The organism is Pseudomonas sp. P39-UII1 (assembly GCF_039672635.1).
In the GTDB taxonomy this organism is placed as follows: Bacteria; Pseudomonadota; Gammaproteobacteria; order Pseudomonadales; family Pseudomonadaceae; genus Aquipseudomonas.
Genome location: NZ_JBDFPP010000007.1, coordinates 100,688 through 115,041, shown reverse-complemented (window position 1 = coordinate 115,041; position 14,354 = coordinate 100,688). Strand labels below are relative to the sequence as shown.

Genomic DNA, 14,354 nt, shown 5'->3' with positions numbered 1-14,354 from the left:
CATGCCCACTGCGCTGCAGGCCGAACCCGGCATCCGCATCGGCCTCGCCGAGCTGATCGACATGCGCCACCGCGTGCGCGAAATCCAGCTATTCTCCCGGCCCGGCCAGCGCAGCCCGCTGGTCGGCCTGCACCATTCCAAGCTGCGCGGCCGCGGTGTGGACTTCGACCAGGTGCGCGTCTACCAGGCCGGCGACGATGTGCGCAACATCGACTGGCGCGTCACCGCCCGCACCCAGGAGCCGCATACCAAGCTGTTCCATGAAGAGCGTGAACGGCCGATCTTCATCCTCGTCGAGCAAAGCCAGCGCCTGTTTTTCGGCTCGGGGCTGATGTTCAAGTCGGTACTCGCGGCGCAGGCCGCCGCGCTGTTCGGCTGGGCGGCGCTGGGCCACAACGACCGCATCGGCGGGCTGGTGTTTGGCGACAACGAACACCACGAAATCAAGCCGCGCCGCAGCAAGCAGAGCCTGCTGCAGTTGCTCAACCGCTTGGCCAAGGTCAATCAGGCGCTGCACACCGAAGCGGTGCCCCAGGCCGACAGCCTCGGTCTGGCCCTGCGCCGCGCCCGTGAAGTGCTGCGCCCCGGCAGCCTGGCCATCGTCATTTGCGACGAACGCTCGCTCAGCCCCCAGGCCGAACAGCACTTGGCCATGCTCTCGCGCCATTGCGACCTGCTGCTGATGCCGGTCTCCGACCCGCTCGACCATGCGCTGCCCGCTGCCGGCCTGCTGCGCTTCGCCCAGCGCGGCGCGCAGCTGGAGCTCGACACGCTGGACGCCAACCTGCGCCGGGCTTACCGTCAGCAGGCCGAAGCGCGTATCGAGCGTTGGGACCTGATGGCGCAAAAGCTGCGCGTGGTGCTAATGCCGCTGAGCACCCAAAGCGAAATGATCGAACAGCTGCGCGAATACCTGAACGCCCAGCGCCCTGGGAGCAGCAAATGAATCCGCTGGATCAGCTGCAACCGCTGATCGCCCCGCCAGCGATCGGCCTGTGGCCACCGGCACCGGGCTGGTGGCTGCTGCTCGCCCTGCTGCCGCTGCTGGCCTGGGGCCTGTGGCGGCTGCGGCGCTGGCGCCCGGGCAAGCGCCGGGTGGTACGTGCCGAGCAGCCGCTCGACCCAGTACGCCTAGAGGCCCTGGCCGAACTCGCACGCCTGCCGCGCCCCTACGACGGCGCGCCGGCCGGCGCCTGGTTGCAGCAGATAAACGCCTTGCTCAAACGCCTGTGCCGCAACCACTACCCCGGCGCCAATAGCCATACCCTCAACGGCCGCCAGTGGCTGGCGTTTCTCGACAACCGCTGCCCGGCCGCCGGCCTGACCCGCTGGATGGTGCTGGTCGAAGGTGCCTACAAGCCTGAGTGCAAACTCGACGACAAAGCCATCGTCGGGCTCAGCCAGGCCGTCGAAACCTGGATCCGCAAACATGTTTGAGCTGGCCTGGCCGTGGATCTTCGTGATGCTGCCGCTGCCGTGGCTGGCACGCCTGGTGCTGCCCGCCGCCGACAGCGGCGAGCCGGTGCTCAAGGTAGGCTTCCTCGACGAGCTGGAGGGCCTGGCCGGCCGGCGTGCGCGCCTGAACCTGCCGACCTGGCGCCAGCAGGCGCCCTTTGTGGTGATCTGGCTGTTGCTGCTGCTCGCCGCCGCCCGCCCGCAATGGCTGGGCGACCCGGTACCGGTAGCCGCCAGTGGCCGCGACCTGCTGGTGGCGGTGGATGTGTCCGGCTCCATGGACTTCCCCGACATGCAGTGGAAAAACGACGAAATCAGCCGCCTCGACCTGGTCAAGGCGTTGATGGGCGACTTCCTGCAGGACCGCGAGGGCGACCGCGTCGGCCTGATCCTGTTCGGCAGCCAGGCCTACCTGCAGGCACCGCTGACCTTCGACCGGCGCACCGTGCGCACCTTCCTCGACGAGGCGCAGATCGGCATCGCCGGCAAGAACACCGCCATCGGCGACGCCATCGGCCTGGCGGTCAAGCGCTTGCGCCAGCGCCCCGCGCAAAGCCGGGTGCTGGTGCTGATCACCGATGGCGCCAACAATGGGGGGCAGATCCACCCCTCGACCGCCGCCCGCCTGGCCGCCCAGGAAGGCGTGCGCATCTACACCATTGGCATCGGTGCCAACCCCGAGGCCAGCGGCACGCCCGGGCTGCTGGGCCTGAACCCGAGCCTGGACCTCGACGAAGCCTCGCTCAAGGAAATCGCCGAGCTGACCCGCGGGGCCTATTTCCGCGCCCATGACGGGGCTGAACTGGACGCCATCGGCGATACCCTCGACGAGCTGGAGCCCGTCGCCCAGCAACCGACCCAGGCGCGTACGGCCAAGGCCTTGTATGCCTGGCCATTGGCCCTGGCCTTGCTGCTCAGCGTGCTGCTGGTGGTAGCGGTGCAATGGCCAGACAACCTGCTGCAACGGGTGATGCGCAAACCGCGCTTCCTGCAGCCCCACCCGGAATGGCGTGAGCGCCTGAAACGGCTGCGCCTGAGGAAGCGGCGATGATCGACCTGTGGCCGCAATGGTTACGCCCCCTGTGGCTGCTGGTCGTGCCGCTGCTTGGCTGGCTGCTGTTCAAGCTGTGGCACCGACGCAAGCGCGCCGGGCGCTGGCAGATGATCCTGCCGAAAGCCTTCCACCCGGTGCTGCTGGGTGGCGGCAGCGGCAGCAACAGTAAACTGCCCTGGGTCGCCCTGGGCCTCGCCTGGCTGTTGGTCGTGCTGGCCCTGCTCGGGCCAAGCTGGCAGCGCCTGGAAGAAACCCGCCAGCGCCCGGCCGACCCGCTGGTGATCCTGCTCGAACTGACCCCGCAGATGCTTGCCGAGGACACCCCGCCCAACCGCCTGCAGCAGGCCCGGCGCAAAGTCCTCGACCTGCTCGAACACCGCCGCGACAGCCAGACCGCACTGATCGTCTACGCGGGTAGTGCACACACCCTGGTGCCGCTGTCGGATGACCTGGGCACCACGCGCAACCTGCTCGAGGCGATCGACCCGTCGATCATGCCGCAACCCGGCCAGCGCGCCGACCTTGCCGTACAGAAAGGCCTGGCCTTGCTGGCGCAAAGCGGCCTGGGCCAGGGCCGTTTGCTGCTGATTGGCTCGACGCTGAGTGCGCCGGAACGCCAGGGCATCGTCCAGGCCCTTGGCCGCCAAGGCCCCAGCCTGCTGATGCTGGGCATTGGCACCCGGGACGGGGCGCCGGTGCGCCAGGCCAATGGCGAGTTCCTCAAGGACGACCAGGGCGGCATCCTGGTGCCGCACCTGGACAGCCCCGGGCTCAAGGCCTTCATCAACGGCACGGGTGGGCGTTACCGCCATGCGCGCATCGACGACCTCGACCTGCGCGGCCTCGGCCTGTTCGACAACCCGCGCATCCTGCGCAACGACGGGCAGAACGTGCAGCTCGACAGCTGGGCCGACCAAGGCTATTGGTTGCTGATTCCCTTGCTGCTGTTGGCGGCCTGTGCCGGCCGCCGCGGCTGGCTGTTCTGCCTGCCGCTGCTGCTTGCCCTGCCACAACCGAGCCAGGCCTTCGAGTTCAACGACCTGTGGTTGCGCCCCGACCAGCAGGGCCAACGCCTGCTGGATCAAAAACGGCCCGCGGATGCCGCCCGCCACTTCCAGGACCCGCAATGGCGCGGCATGGCCCTGTATCAGGCTGGCGACTACGCCGCGGCCGCCAAGGCCTTCGCCCAGGGCAATACGCCTGCAGCCCACTACAATCGAGGCAACGCCCTGGCCCGCAGCGGCGAGCTGGAGGCCGCGCTGGACGCCTATGAACAAGCCCTGGAGCGCCAGCCCGATTTCAAGCCGGCGCTGGACAACCAGGCGCTGATCCAGCAACTGTTGCAGCAACGCGAAGCCCAGGCCGAGGAACAACCGGCCAAGGACGATGCCCAAGGCTCGCCCGGCAGCGAGACCGAAGGCAACAGCAGTTCGGCCAGCAGCCCGGCGCAAGGCACACCTGGCAGCGAAGAACAGGCCAACGCCGAACAACCCGGCGAAGGCAGCAACACCAATACCCAGGCCAACCCCGGTAACCAGGGCGGTGACGACGACGGCGTCACCCAGCCCCCACAAAGGCCCGTCTCGACCAGCCTGGACGCCGAACAACGCCAGGCGCTTGAACAATGGCTGCGGGAGATCCCGGACAACCCGGCAGAGCTGCTGCGCCGTAAATTCTGGTATGAACAGCAATTGCATCAGGAAACCCCACGATGAGTCGCCTCGGCGTCTTTCTGCTCTGCCTGTTATGGGCCCTCCTCGCCCAGGCCGACCCGACCCTACAGGCCAGCGTCGACCGCACTCGCCTGGAGGCCGGCGAAACCCTCGAGCTGACCCTGGAAAGCCAGGATGTGACGCAATTCGGCAAGCCCGACCTGCGCGCCCTCGATGGCGACTTCGAAGTACGCGGCACGCGCCAGCTGAACAGCCTGCACACCCTCGACGGCGAGACCCGCGCCAGCACCCGCTGGATCATCACCCTGCTGCCTCGGCGCAGCGGCAGCCTGCGTATCCCTGAACTGCAACTGGGCCAGTCACACAGCCAGGCCATCGACCTCCAGGTGCTACAGGCCGACGCCAGCCGCCCGGAGACGGCGTCCCAGGTGTTCGTCGAGGCCACGCTGGACAGCAACGAGGTGTACGTTCAGGCCCAGGCCGTGCTGACCCTGCGCATCTACCATTCGGTATCGCTGTACGACGACAGCAGCCTCAGCCCGCTGCAGCTGGAAAACGCCAAGGTCGAGCCGCTGGGTGAGTCGCGCACTTATGAAAAGGAAATCAACGGCGTACGTCACGGCGTGATCGAGACCCGTTACGCACTTTACCCGCAACAGAGTGGCGACCTGGACATTCCACCGCTCACGTTTACCGCCACCGCCGCCGACAATGCCCAGCAGCCCGCCGCCAGCGCGCGGGCAGGCCGCCAGGTGCAGGTCAGCTCGCTGCCGCTGCGCCTGACCGTCCGCCCGATCCCCGCCGCCTGGCCTGCCAATGCGCCGTGGTTACCCGCACGGGGCCTGAGCCTGGAGGAACACTGGAACCCCGACCCTGGCAGCCAGCAGACACAGATTGGCGACTCCCTGACCCGCAGCATCACCCTGCGCGCCGAGGGGCTGTCGAGTACCCAACTGCCGCAATTGCCGGCGACTGAAATCGTCGGCCTGCGCCGCTACCCGGACCAGCCGCTGCTGCGCAACGAAATAAACGAACGCGGCATGACCGCCAACCGCGAGGAGCGCGAAGCGCTGGTGCCGACCCACAGCGGCGAACTGGCGCTGCCGGCACTGGAAGTGACCTGGTGGAACACCCGCGAAGACCACCTGGAGCACTCAAGCCTGCCTGCACGCACCCTGGACGTGCAGGACAACCCGGCCTTGAGCGCCGAAAGCCCGGTGGGTGATACCAGCACCGGCAGCAGCCTGCTCTGGCCTTGGCAACTCGCCACGCTGGTGTTCGCCCTGACCACCCTGCTCGGCTTCGCCCTGTGGTGGCGCGCCCGCTCGCAACCGGCCGTGCTGCGTGCCGCGCAGGCTGGCCCAAGCCCACGCACCCTGCTGGACGACCTCAAGCGTGCCTGCCAGGCCAACGACCCACAGGCCACCCGCCAGGCGCTCGACGCTTGGGCGCGGCAACAGCCGGAGACCCTGGCGGAGATGGCGGCCCGGTTCGTGCCGCTGTCGGATGCGCTGGATGGGTTGAACGGGGCGCTTTACAGCGAGAGTGGGCAGTATTGGCAGGGGGAGGATTTGTGGCGGGCGATTGGCACGATTCCACCGGCGGAGCAGGTGTTGTTGCCTTCGGGTGAGCCGGGGAGCTTGCCGCCGCTTTATCCGAAGTGAGGGTTTGGGGGTCGGGGTTTGGGGTTGGGGTTGGGATGGGCATGGCTTGGGGCTTTAAGCGCCTGTGAGATCGAGCGCCGCCCGCGCGGCGCATCGCGGGCAAGCCCGCTCCTACATTTGTTGCAACGTGCCATGGCCTGATAGGCCATAGTTGTCAGCCTTGTTTTTAAGACGCGATTTTTCGGCTGGCGCTGCCGCCGCCCCACCTGTCTTCAGCCATTCACCAAGGCGAACAACCATGGCCTGGCTGGAACGGCGCGTTGCAACAAATGTAGGAGCGGGCTTGCCCGCGATGCGCCGCGCGGGCGGCGCTCGATCTCAAGGGCACTAAAAAACCCAAGGCAAGCGCTTCGCGATGCGCCGCCCGCCTGGCCCTGCCCGCCCTCATCAAACGCTCAAATAAACCGCTGCCCCTCAAACGGGTTCCAACCATTGAGCCCTTTGGTCTGCTTCAGGTAATAAGCCCGATTGCTCAAAAAGCTGTAGAGAAACGCAAACGCCATACTGAGCCCGTTATCCACCGGCCGTGGAATTTCGCTCCCCGTCACCGCCTCGACAACGCCCAGCAGCAACCCAAGCGCAATCATGATCGCCAGCATGACCAGGTTCTTCTTCCACAGGCCCAGCACGAACCAGTAGATCGGGCCGAAGAAAAAGCCGATGAAGTTATTGTTGATCAGCAGCTTCTTGCGAAAAGGCAAGGCACGGAAAGCGGCCTTGTAAGACTCGGAGGTCGGCGCGCCGTGCTGATCGAAGAAGGCAAAACGCTCCTGCCATTTCGGCTTGAGGTTGCCATAGGTGGATTGGGTTTGTGGGATACCTTCCATGGGGAGCTCCGTAAATATCGTCCGTGGATGTCTAATAGCCATGATTGTGGCCGGTTCGGAAGGGTAGGTCACAGTTGGTCAGGGAGCAAGTCTTGCAGCCAGGTCGAATGTGAATCAGCTCACAAAGTGGATTCAATGCGAAGGCACATTTGCAAGACCCAACAACAACGTACCCAACGCCGTTCGAGCCCAGTAATGCCAATTACCGGCGCATGCGCTTACCTGCCCTAGCGCCCTGGCTTGGGTTAACATACCCGGCTGCGCAACACCCATCATCCACGCCAAGCCCCGGCTTGCCGACTCGACACCAACAGGTCATCCATGCGTCTGTTTCACACCTCCGACTGGCACCTGGGCCAAAGCCTGCACGGCCAGGAACGCGACTTCGAACATGCCTGCTTCCTTGAGTGGCTGCTCGGCCAGCTGCAGCTTCGCCAGCCCGACGCGTTGCTGATCGCTGGCGATATCTTCGACACGGTCAACCCGCCGGTCAAAGCCCAGGAGCGGCTCTACGACTTCATCGTGAAGGCCCACGAGCAACAGCCGAAACTGGACATCGTGATGATTGCCGGCAACCACGACTCTGGCTCGCGCATCGAGCTGCCCGCGGCGCTGATGCGCCGCCTGCGCACCCATGCGCTAGGGCGCGTGCATTGGCTGGATGAGGGCCAGCTGGACGCCGAGCGCCTGCTGATACCGCTGACCAACGGCCGCGGCAAGGTTGCGGCCTGGTGCCTGGCCCTGCCCTTCCTGCGCCCGGCCGAGGTAACCGGCCCGCAGCTGGGGGACGACTACCTGCAGGGCATCACCCAGGTGCACCAGCAACTGATCGCCGCCGCGCAGAACAAGCGCAAGAAGGACCAGGCCCTGGTCGCCATCAGCCACGCGCACATGGCCGGTGGTTCGGTGTCCGAAGACTCCGAGCGCAGCCTGATCATCGGTAATGCCGAAGCGCTGCCGGCCAAGCTGTTCGACAAGGCCATCAGCTACGTGGCCCTGGGCCACCTGCACAAGCCGCAAAAGGTCAACCGCGAAACCCGCATCCGTTACAGCGGCTCGCCGATCCCGCTGTCGTTCGCCGAAATCAACTACCCGCATCAGGTGCTGGAAGTCGAGCTGGACGGCGCCGAGCTGGTCAGCGTCGAAGCGCGCCCGGTGCCGCGCGCCGTGGCCCTGCAGCGCATCGGCCCGGCGCCGTTGGGCGAGCTGCTGGAGCAACTTGCCGAGCTGCCGGTAATCGACCTGCTCGAAGACCCCAACCGCCAGCCCTGGCTCGAAGTGCGCGTGCTGTTGGACGAGCCGCAGCCCGACCTGCGCCAGCAAATCGAAAGCGCCTTGGACGGCAAAGCGGTGCGGCTGATCCGCATCGGCGCCGAATATGCTGGCCGTGGTAACGACGAAGAAAGCGAGCTGGCGTTCGTCGAACTGTCGCAGATGACCCCGCAGGACCTGTTCAGCCGCGCCTGGGAACAGGCCTACGGCAACCCCGTCGACGAGCAGGCCCTGGCCGACTTCGCCCTGTTGCTGCAGGACGTTCAGCTGGAAGAGGAGCAGCCATGAAAATTCTCGCCATTCGCCTGAAGAACCTGGCATCCCTGGCCGGCCCGGTCGACATCGACTTCACCACCGAACCCCTGGCCAGTGCCGGGCTGTTCGCCATCACCGGGCCGACCGGTGCCGGCAAGAGCACCCTGCTCGATGCGCTGTGCCTGGCCCTGTTCGGCACCGTGCCGCGGCTCAACGCCATCGGCCGCGAAGCCAAGGTGCCGGACGCCGATGGCGACATCCCCACATCCGACCCGCGCAACCTGCTGCGCCGCGGTACCGGCAGTGGCTTTGCCGAGGTCGACTTCATCGGCATCGACGGCCACCGCTACCGCGCGCGCTGGGAAGCCAACCGTGCCCGCGACAAAGCCAACGGCAAGCTGCAGCTCAGCCGCCAAAGCCTCTACGACCTGGACAGCGAGCAGGTGCTGGGCAGCGGCAAGAACGAATACAAACAGCTGATCGAAGCCCGCCTGGGCCTGAATTTCGAGCAGTTTACCCGCGCGGTCATGCTGGCGCAGAGCGAGTTCAGTGCCTTCCTCAAGGCCGACGACAGAGAACGCAGCGAGCTACTGGAAAAGCTCACCAACACCGCCATTTACACCCGCTTAGGCCAGCGCGCCTTCAGCAAAGCGCGGGAAACCGGCGAAGCGCACAACGCCCTGAAAGACCGTGCCAGCCACCTGCTGCCGATGGTCGCCGAGGCCCGCGCCGAACTCGACCAGCGCCTGGAGCAGGCGCAGCAACAGTTCAAGGCCGACCAGGCGCGCCTGCGCCAATTGGAGCAGCAGCGCACCTGGCTCGACGAACAACGGCAACTGCAGGCCCAGCACAGCGAAGCCGGCGCGGCCCTGCAGGCTGCCGAGCACGGCTGGCAAGCGCTGGCCGAGCAACGCCTCGACCTGCAACGCCTGGAGCGCCTGGCGCCCCAGCGTCATCAGTTTCACCGCCAGCAGGTCCTTACCGCGCAACTGGCGCCCCTGGCTGCGCAGACCGCCGAGCAACAGCGCCAGCAGGGTGAGCTGCAGACGCGTACAGCAGCACTGCAACAGGCGCTGGTCGCAGCCCGCCAGTCACTCGCCGACAACCAGGCCCGGCACAGCGAAAATACCCCTCGCCTACGCCAGGCGTTTGCCGCGCAGGACAGCCTGGCACGGCTGGACAATGAGCTGACAGCGCAACGCACGGCCAGCCAGCAGGCCGACCAGCACGTCGCCGAAGGGCAGCAGCAACTGCAGCAGCTGGAAGAAAACCAACAGCGCAGCGTGCAACAACTGGCGCAGATCGATGAGGCACTGGCCGGTAGCCAACACCTCGCCGGGTTGGCCAACGCCTGGCAGGCCTACCTGCCGCAACTCAAGCAAGTGATGCTGATCGGCGGGCGGCTGAGCAAGGGCCGCGAAGAGCTGCCGGGCCTGCAGGCCCAGGCCAGCCAGGCCAATGCGCAGCTGCAGGCCCAGCGCGAGCATTACGAGCTGCTGTTCCGTGAAGCCAAGGCCGAGCCGCAGGCGCTGGCCGAACAGATCGACCTGCTCGGCGGCATGCTTCAGGACAATCGCAAACAGCAGCGCGCCGTCGAAGCACTGTCGCGCCTGCATGGCCGCGAGCTGGAAGTGCGTCAGCACCTTGAAGCCATCCGTGAGCGCCAGCAGCAGGCCATGCAGCAACGCCAGCAACTGATCAGCGAAGGCACTGCAGCCAAGGCCGAGCTTGAGGCCGCCGAGCAGGCGCTCACCCTCACCCGCCAGCTACTGGAGCGCCAGCGCCTGGCGCGCCACACCAGTGTCGAAGAGCTGCGCGGCCAGTTGCGCGACGGCGAGCCCTGCCCGGTGTGTGGCAGCGCCGAACACCCATTCCACCAGCCTGAGGCGCTGCTGCAAAGCCTGGGCCGGCATGACCAGGCCGAAGAGGACACCGCGCAGAAGCAGGTCGAAACCCTCAACGGCAAGCTGGTGGAGCTGCGCACCCAGCTTGGCGTGGTCAACGCCCAGCTCAAGGACTACCAGCAGCAACAGGTGCAACTGGGCGAGCAACTGCAGCCATTGGTTGCGCAGGTGCAGGCACACAGCCTGTGGCCCGCCCTCGCCCCCCAGGACGACAAGGCCCGCACAGCCTGGCTGGCCAACCAGCTGCAGCGCCTGGACGATGAAATCGGCAAGGACGAGAAACGCCAGAGCGCCCTGCTCGCCTTGCAAAAGGATGCTGCCCGCCTCAACCAGCAACTGCAGGCAGCGCAAGAAGCGCAGCAGCAGGCCCAGCGCCACCTGGACCACCAGCACCAGGCGCTGGCCAACGACGAACAGCAGTTGCAGCAAGGCCTGAATGACCTGGCCAGTGTGCTGCCGGATGATGTCCTGAAGGCTTTGAGCGACGACCCGGCCAATGCTTTTCTCGGCCTCGATCAGCAGATCGCCCAGCGGTTGCAACAGCTGGAGCAGCGCAAGGACGAGCAGGAAGAACAGCAAGCCCGCCAGGTACAGCTGGACAAGCTGCGCGACCAGCAGCAGACACGCCTGCAGGCGCAGCAGCAGTGGCAGCAGACACTGGCCAGCCTGGACGAGCAGCGTCAGCAGGCGCAGGCAAAACTCGCCGAACTGCTAGGCGAACATGCCAGTGCAGAAGCCTGGCAACACCACCTGGAGGCACAACTGGAGCAAGCCCGTGCGGCCGACGCCGACACCACGCAGCGCCTGCAGGACTTGCGCACCCAGGGCGTGAAACTGGCCGCCGAGCTTGACGCCAATGTCCAACGGCAGCAGGCACTGGAGCAGGAGTGTCAGCAGTTGCAGGGCGCGATCGCTCAGTGGCGCGGCGAGCACCCCGAGCTGGATGACAGCGGCCTCGACCGCCTGCTGGCCATCGACGATGCGCAACTTGGCGCCCTGCGCCAGCAGCTGCAGCACGCAGAGAAAGCCATCGAGCAAGGCCGCGTGCTGCTGCAGGAGCGTGAACAGCGTCTTCAGCAGCATAACGCCCAGGCACAAGGCGAGCTGCCCGCCGACAACCTGGAGCAGACCCTGGCCGAACTCCAGCAGCACCTCAACGTTCAGGAACAACAGTGCGCCGAACTGCGCGCGCAACAGGCCGATGACCAACGCCGCCAGCAGGCGCACCAGGCCCTGGCCGCCGAAATCGAACAGGCCCGCGAGCAGTGGCAGCGCTGGGCGCGCCTGAGCACGCTGATCGGCTCGGCCTCCGGCGACGTGTTCCGCAAGATCGCCCAGGGCTACAACCTCGACCTGCTGCTGCACCACGCCAACGCCCAGCTGCGCCAACTGGCGCGGCGTTACCGCCTCAAGCGCGGTGGCAGCGCGTTGGGGCTGCTGGTGCTGGACACCGAAATGGGCGACGAACTGCGCTCGGTGCACTCGCTGTCGGGCGGTGAAACCTTCCTGGTGTCGCTGGCCCTGGCCCTGGGCTTGGCCTCGATGGCCTCGAGCACCCTGCGCATCGAGTCGCTGTTCATCGATGAAGGCTTCGGCAGCCTCGACCCCGAGTCGCTGCAGCTGGCCATGGATGCGCTCGACGGGCTTCAGGCGCAGGGCCGCAAGGTGGCGGTGATTTCCCACGTGCAGGAGATGCACGAGCGCATTCCGGTGCAGATCCAGGTACGGCGCCAGGGCAATGGCCTGAGTGATGTGGAGGTGTGCGGGTGATCCTTTACTCGTTCCGCCGTTGCCCTTGGGCCATGCGCGCGCGCCTGGCCCTGCGTTATGCCGGGTGCGAAGTGCAGGTGTGCGAGGTGGCGATGAAGCACAAGCCGGCCGAGTTGCTGGCCTTGTCGCCCAAGGGCACGGTACCGGTGCTGGATACCGGTAACGGTGTGCTGGAAGAAAGCCTGGACATCATGCGCTGGGCCCTGACGCGCAACGACCCACAGGACTGGCGCCTGCAGGCGGACCCCGCTGCCGCGCAACAGGCCGAGCAGTTGATTGCCCGCAACGACAGCGAGTTCAAGGCGCAGGTCAACCTGTACAAATATGCCGAGCGTTACCCTGACTATTCGCGCGAGCATTACCGCCAGCAGGCAGAAACCTGGCTGGCGGAGCTCGAACAGCTGCTTGAGGGCCGGCCGTACCTGCTGGCCGATCACCCGAGCCTGGCCGACGCCGCGCTGCTGCCCCTGATGCGCCAGTTTGCCGGGGTCGAACCGCAGTGGTTCGCCGAGGCGGCTTATCCGCGAGTGCGGAGCTGGCTGGAGGGGTGGCTGGCGTCTGAGCTGTTCAAAGCCGTCATGGCAAAATAGCTATCAACTTCGGCGCGGTAACTGTGGCCCGGAACCTGTAAGAGCGGCGGTGCGGCGATCCCACAGGTTCAGTGCTCCCATCTGGATCAGTGGCTGTTCTTGCCACTCAACGCGGCATGAAAATGAGCACTCTGGCGCAGGTACTGCTCGGTATAGCTGTGGGTCGCGGATGCCTTGCTGCCGGTGTCGGCATGGGCATGCGTCGGCAGCACGACCGAGGCGGAAATGGCGGATGCGGCGATGACCGGGAAGAGATTGAAGTTCATGTGGGCTGACCTCGACTGCGGTGGTTTGACGGTGGCCCGAGTGGGCCTTGGGTCAAACTTACGCCGCTGAGGTCAGCCACAGAAATTCATTGCGGTGGTAGGGATTATCACGGCTATCGATAGTCACTCGATAAACTTCAGGTCCGAAGGCGCGTCCTGCGGCAAGGTCTGCACGGTTTCACCCAGCTTGCCCGTGCGCGGGTCACGGCGCATGACCACGATCTGGTTGCTCTTCTGGTTGGCCACCAGCAGGAAGTTGTCGCTGGGGTCGAGGGCGAACTCCCGTGGATGGTCACCCTCCACCGAACGCCGCTGCAGGAACGTCAGCTGGCCGTCGTCCTTGCCCACGCTGAACACCACGATCTCGTTGGCCGTGCCACGGTTGCTGACATACAGGAAGCGCCCGTCCGCCGACAAGTGCAGTGCGCCCGCCGCCTTGGCTGCGGCGTCGTTCTGCTCGGTCAGCGGCAGGCGCTGGCGTTCGTGCAACGCATCGTCCTTGACATCGAACATGACTACTTCGGCGCTCATTTCCAGCGTCAGGTAGGCATGCCGCCCCTTGGCATCGAACAACAGGTGACGCGGGCCGCTGCCCGGCGGCAGCTCGACGGACGCTGGTATCGCCGCGCTGAGGGGGCGGTCGACGCTGGCGCCGTCGTAGCGGTAGATGAACACCTTGTCGGCGCCCAGATCGCTGGCATACAGGTGGCTGCCATCGGGCGACAGCACCACTGAATGCACATGCGCACCGCCCTGGCGCTCGGGGTTGACGCCACTGGGCTTGTGCCGCACTTGCTGCACCGCATCCTTGAGCTTGCCGTCCTTGCCCACCGGAAGCACCACCAGGCTGCCGCCCGGGTCGGGGGCGACGGCGTAGTTGGCGACGAACAGGTAACGCTGGTCGCGGCTCAGGCTGGCGTGGGTCGGCTCGTCGCCGCGGGTGGCCACCTGATTGAGCGGGGTGATCTCGCCTTTGCTGCTCACGCTGAAACTGCTGGCATGGCCCTGCGGCGTTTCGTTGACCACGAACAACTGCCGCTGATCGGCCGAGAGCACCAGCCACGACGGGCTGACGTTCTTGACCACCTGCTGCGGCGCAGGGTTGATACGGCCGGCCTTGCTGTCGAACGTGTAGCGGTAGATGCCTTGGCTCGCGCCATCGGTGTAGCTGCCCACCAAAAGGGTGGCAGCCTGGGTATCGAGGGTTAGCGTCATGAGGCTAGCGGTCAGCAGGCTCGTCCAGGTCCGGTTCATCGTTCTCTTCATCCGGGGCGCGAAAGGCACTCATACAGACTAGACGATGCTGGCCCTGGGCATCGTCCAGTTGCCATTCATCACCTGCTGCGGTGGCGGCGGCAACCTGGTCGGTGGTGAATGCCCAGCGGCGCAGCTGGCGGCCGTCCATGCATTCGACCGTGAGGCCGGTTTCGTCAAAGGTGAAATCGAAGGCGTGCAGGCCATCGATCAGCAGCATGTCGCAGGATGCGAGGGCAGTGGCGAGGGGGGACATGGGGGTACCAATTGGAAATGAGCCGGCATTATAGCCCTGGGGCTGCTTTGCAGCCCATCGCCGGCAAGCCAGCGCCTACAAATCCCAATGCTTGCGCCGTACCTGTAGGAGCTG

At 66.1% G+C, this 14,354-nt stretch carries 12 protein-coding genes; 8 read left to right on the top strand and 4 right to left on the bottom strand.

Translation table 11 applies throughout. The features are described from left to right. The first annotated feature begins 1 nt into the window (after position 1). The 5 genes from ABEH27_RS12005 to ABEH27_RS11985 are packed head-to-tail and all read left to right on the top strand — an operon-like array spanning position 2 to position 5,846. Positions 2-946, top strand: coding sequence for a DUF58 domain-containing protein (locus tag ABEH27_RS12005; RefSeq protein WP_346613787.1), 945 nt, complete (start codon positions 2-4; stop codon positions 944-946). After that, complete coding sequence (locus ABEH27_RS12000; RefSeq protein WP_346613786.1) at positions 943-1,437, top strand: DUF4381 domain-containing protein; 495 nt, start codon at positions 943-945, stop codon at positions 1,435-1,437. Before ABEH27_RS12005 ends, ABEH27_RS12000 begins: the two co-directional genes overlap by 4 nt. Beyond that, on the top strand, positions 1,430-2,506 hold the full coding sequence (locus ABEH27_RS11995) for a VWA domain-containing protein (protein ID WP_346613785.1): 1,077 nt from the start codon (positions 1,430-1,432) through the stop codon (positions 2,504-2,506). The genes ABEH27_RS12000 and ABEH27_RS11995 overlap by 8 nt, the downstream gene beginning before the upstream one ends. Further along, positions 2,503-4,224 (top strand): tetratricopeptide repeat protein, encoded by a 1,722-nt coding sequence (locus ABEH27_RS11990; RefSeq protein WP_346613784.1) that lies wholly within the window; start codon positions 2,503-2,505, stop codon positions 4,222-4,224. Before ABEH27_RS11995 ends, ABEH27_RS11990 begins: the two co-directional genes overlap by 4 nt. After that, positions 4,221-5,846, top strand: a complete 1,626-nt coding sequence (locus tag ABEH27_RS11985; RefSeq protein WP_346613783.1) for a BatD family protein — start codon at positions 4,221-4,223, stop codon at positions 5,844-5,846. The genes ABEH27_RS11990 and ABEH27_RS11985 overlap by 4 nt, the downstream gene beginning before the upstream one ends. A gap of 395 nt (positions 5,847-6,241) precedes the next feature. On the opposite strand, the gene ABEH27_RS11980 is transcribed toward ABEH27_RS11985, so the two are convergent. Beyond that, positions 6,242-6,673 (bottom strand): DUF2628 domain-containing protein, encoded by a 432-nt coding sequence (locus ABEH27_RS11980; RefSeq protein ID WP_346613782.1) that lies wholly within the window; start codon positions 6,671-6,673, stop codon positions 6,242-6,244. A gap of 321 nt (positions 6,674-6,994) precedes the next feature. Between ABEH27_RS11980 and ABEH27_RS11975 the strand changes: the two genes are divergently transcribed. From ABEH27_RS11975 to ABEH27_RS11965, 3 genes are read left to right on the top strand one after another with little or no spacing between them, the layout of a single operon-like run. Further along, a complete protein-coding gene (locus ABEH27_RS11975) occupies positions 6,995-8,233 on the top strand; it encodes an exonuclease SbcCD subunit D C-terminal domain-containing protein (RefSeq protein WP_346613781.1) in 1,239 nt (412 codons plus the stop codon). After that, positions 8,230-11,874 carry an AAA family ATPase gene (locus ABEH27_RS11970; protein ID WP_346613780.1) on the top strand — a complete coding sequence of 1,215 codons (3,645 nt, stop codon included), beginning with the start codon at positions 8,230-8,232 and terminating at the stop codon, positions 11,872-11,874. The genes ABEH27_RS11975 and ABEH27_RS11970 overlap by 4 nt, the downstream gene beginning before the upstream one ends. Beyond that, complete coding sequence (locus ABEH27_RS11965; protein ID WP_346613779.1) at positions 11,871-12,464, top strand: glutathione S-transferase; 594 nt, start codon at positions 11,871-11,873, stop codon at positions 12,462-12,464. The genes ABEH27_RS11970 and ABEH27_RS11965 overlap by 4 nt, the downstream gene beginning before the upstream one ends. 86 nt (positions 12,465-12,550) lie before the next feature. Here ABEH27_RS11965 and ABEH27_RS11960 read toward each other — a convergent pair whose 3' ends face one another. The 3 genes from ABEH27_RS11960 to ABEH27_RS11950 all read right to left on the bottom strand — a co-directional run bounded on the left by ABEH27_RS11960 (position 12,551) and on the right by ABEH27_RS11950 (position 14,240). Next, on the bottom strand, positions 12,551-12,730 hold the full coding sequence (locus ABEH27_RS11960) for a hypothetical protein (RefSeq protein ID WP_346613778.1): 180 nt from the start codon (positions 12,728-12,730) through the stop codon (positions 12,551-12,553). A gap of 123 nt (positions 12,731-12,853) precedes the next feature. Continuing rightward, positions 12,854-13,984: a lactonase family protein gene (locus ABEH27_RS11955; protein WP_346613777.1), complete on the bottom strand. Its 1,131-nt coding sequence runs from the start codon at positions 13,982-13,984 to the stop codon at positions 12,854-12,856. Next, on the bottom strand, positions 13,950-14,240 hold the full coding sequence (locus tag ABEH27_RS11950; RefSeq protein ID WP_346613776.1) for a DUF5629 family protein: 291 nt from the start codon (positions 14,238-14,240) through the stop codon (positions 13,950-13,952). Before ABEH27_RS11950 ends, ABEH27_RS11955 begins: the two co-directional genes overlap by 35 nt. Positions 14,241-14,354 lie beyond the last annotated feature (114 nt).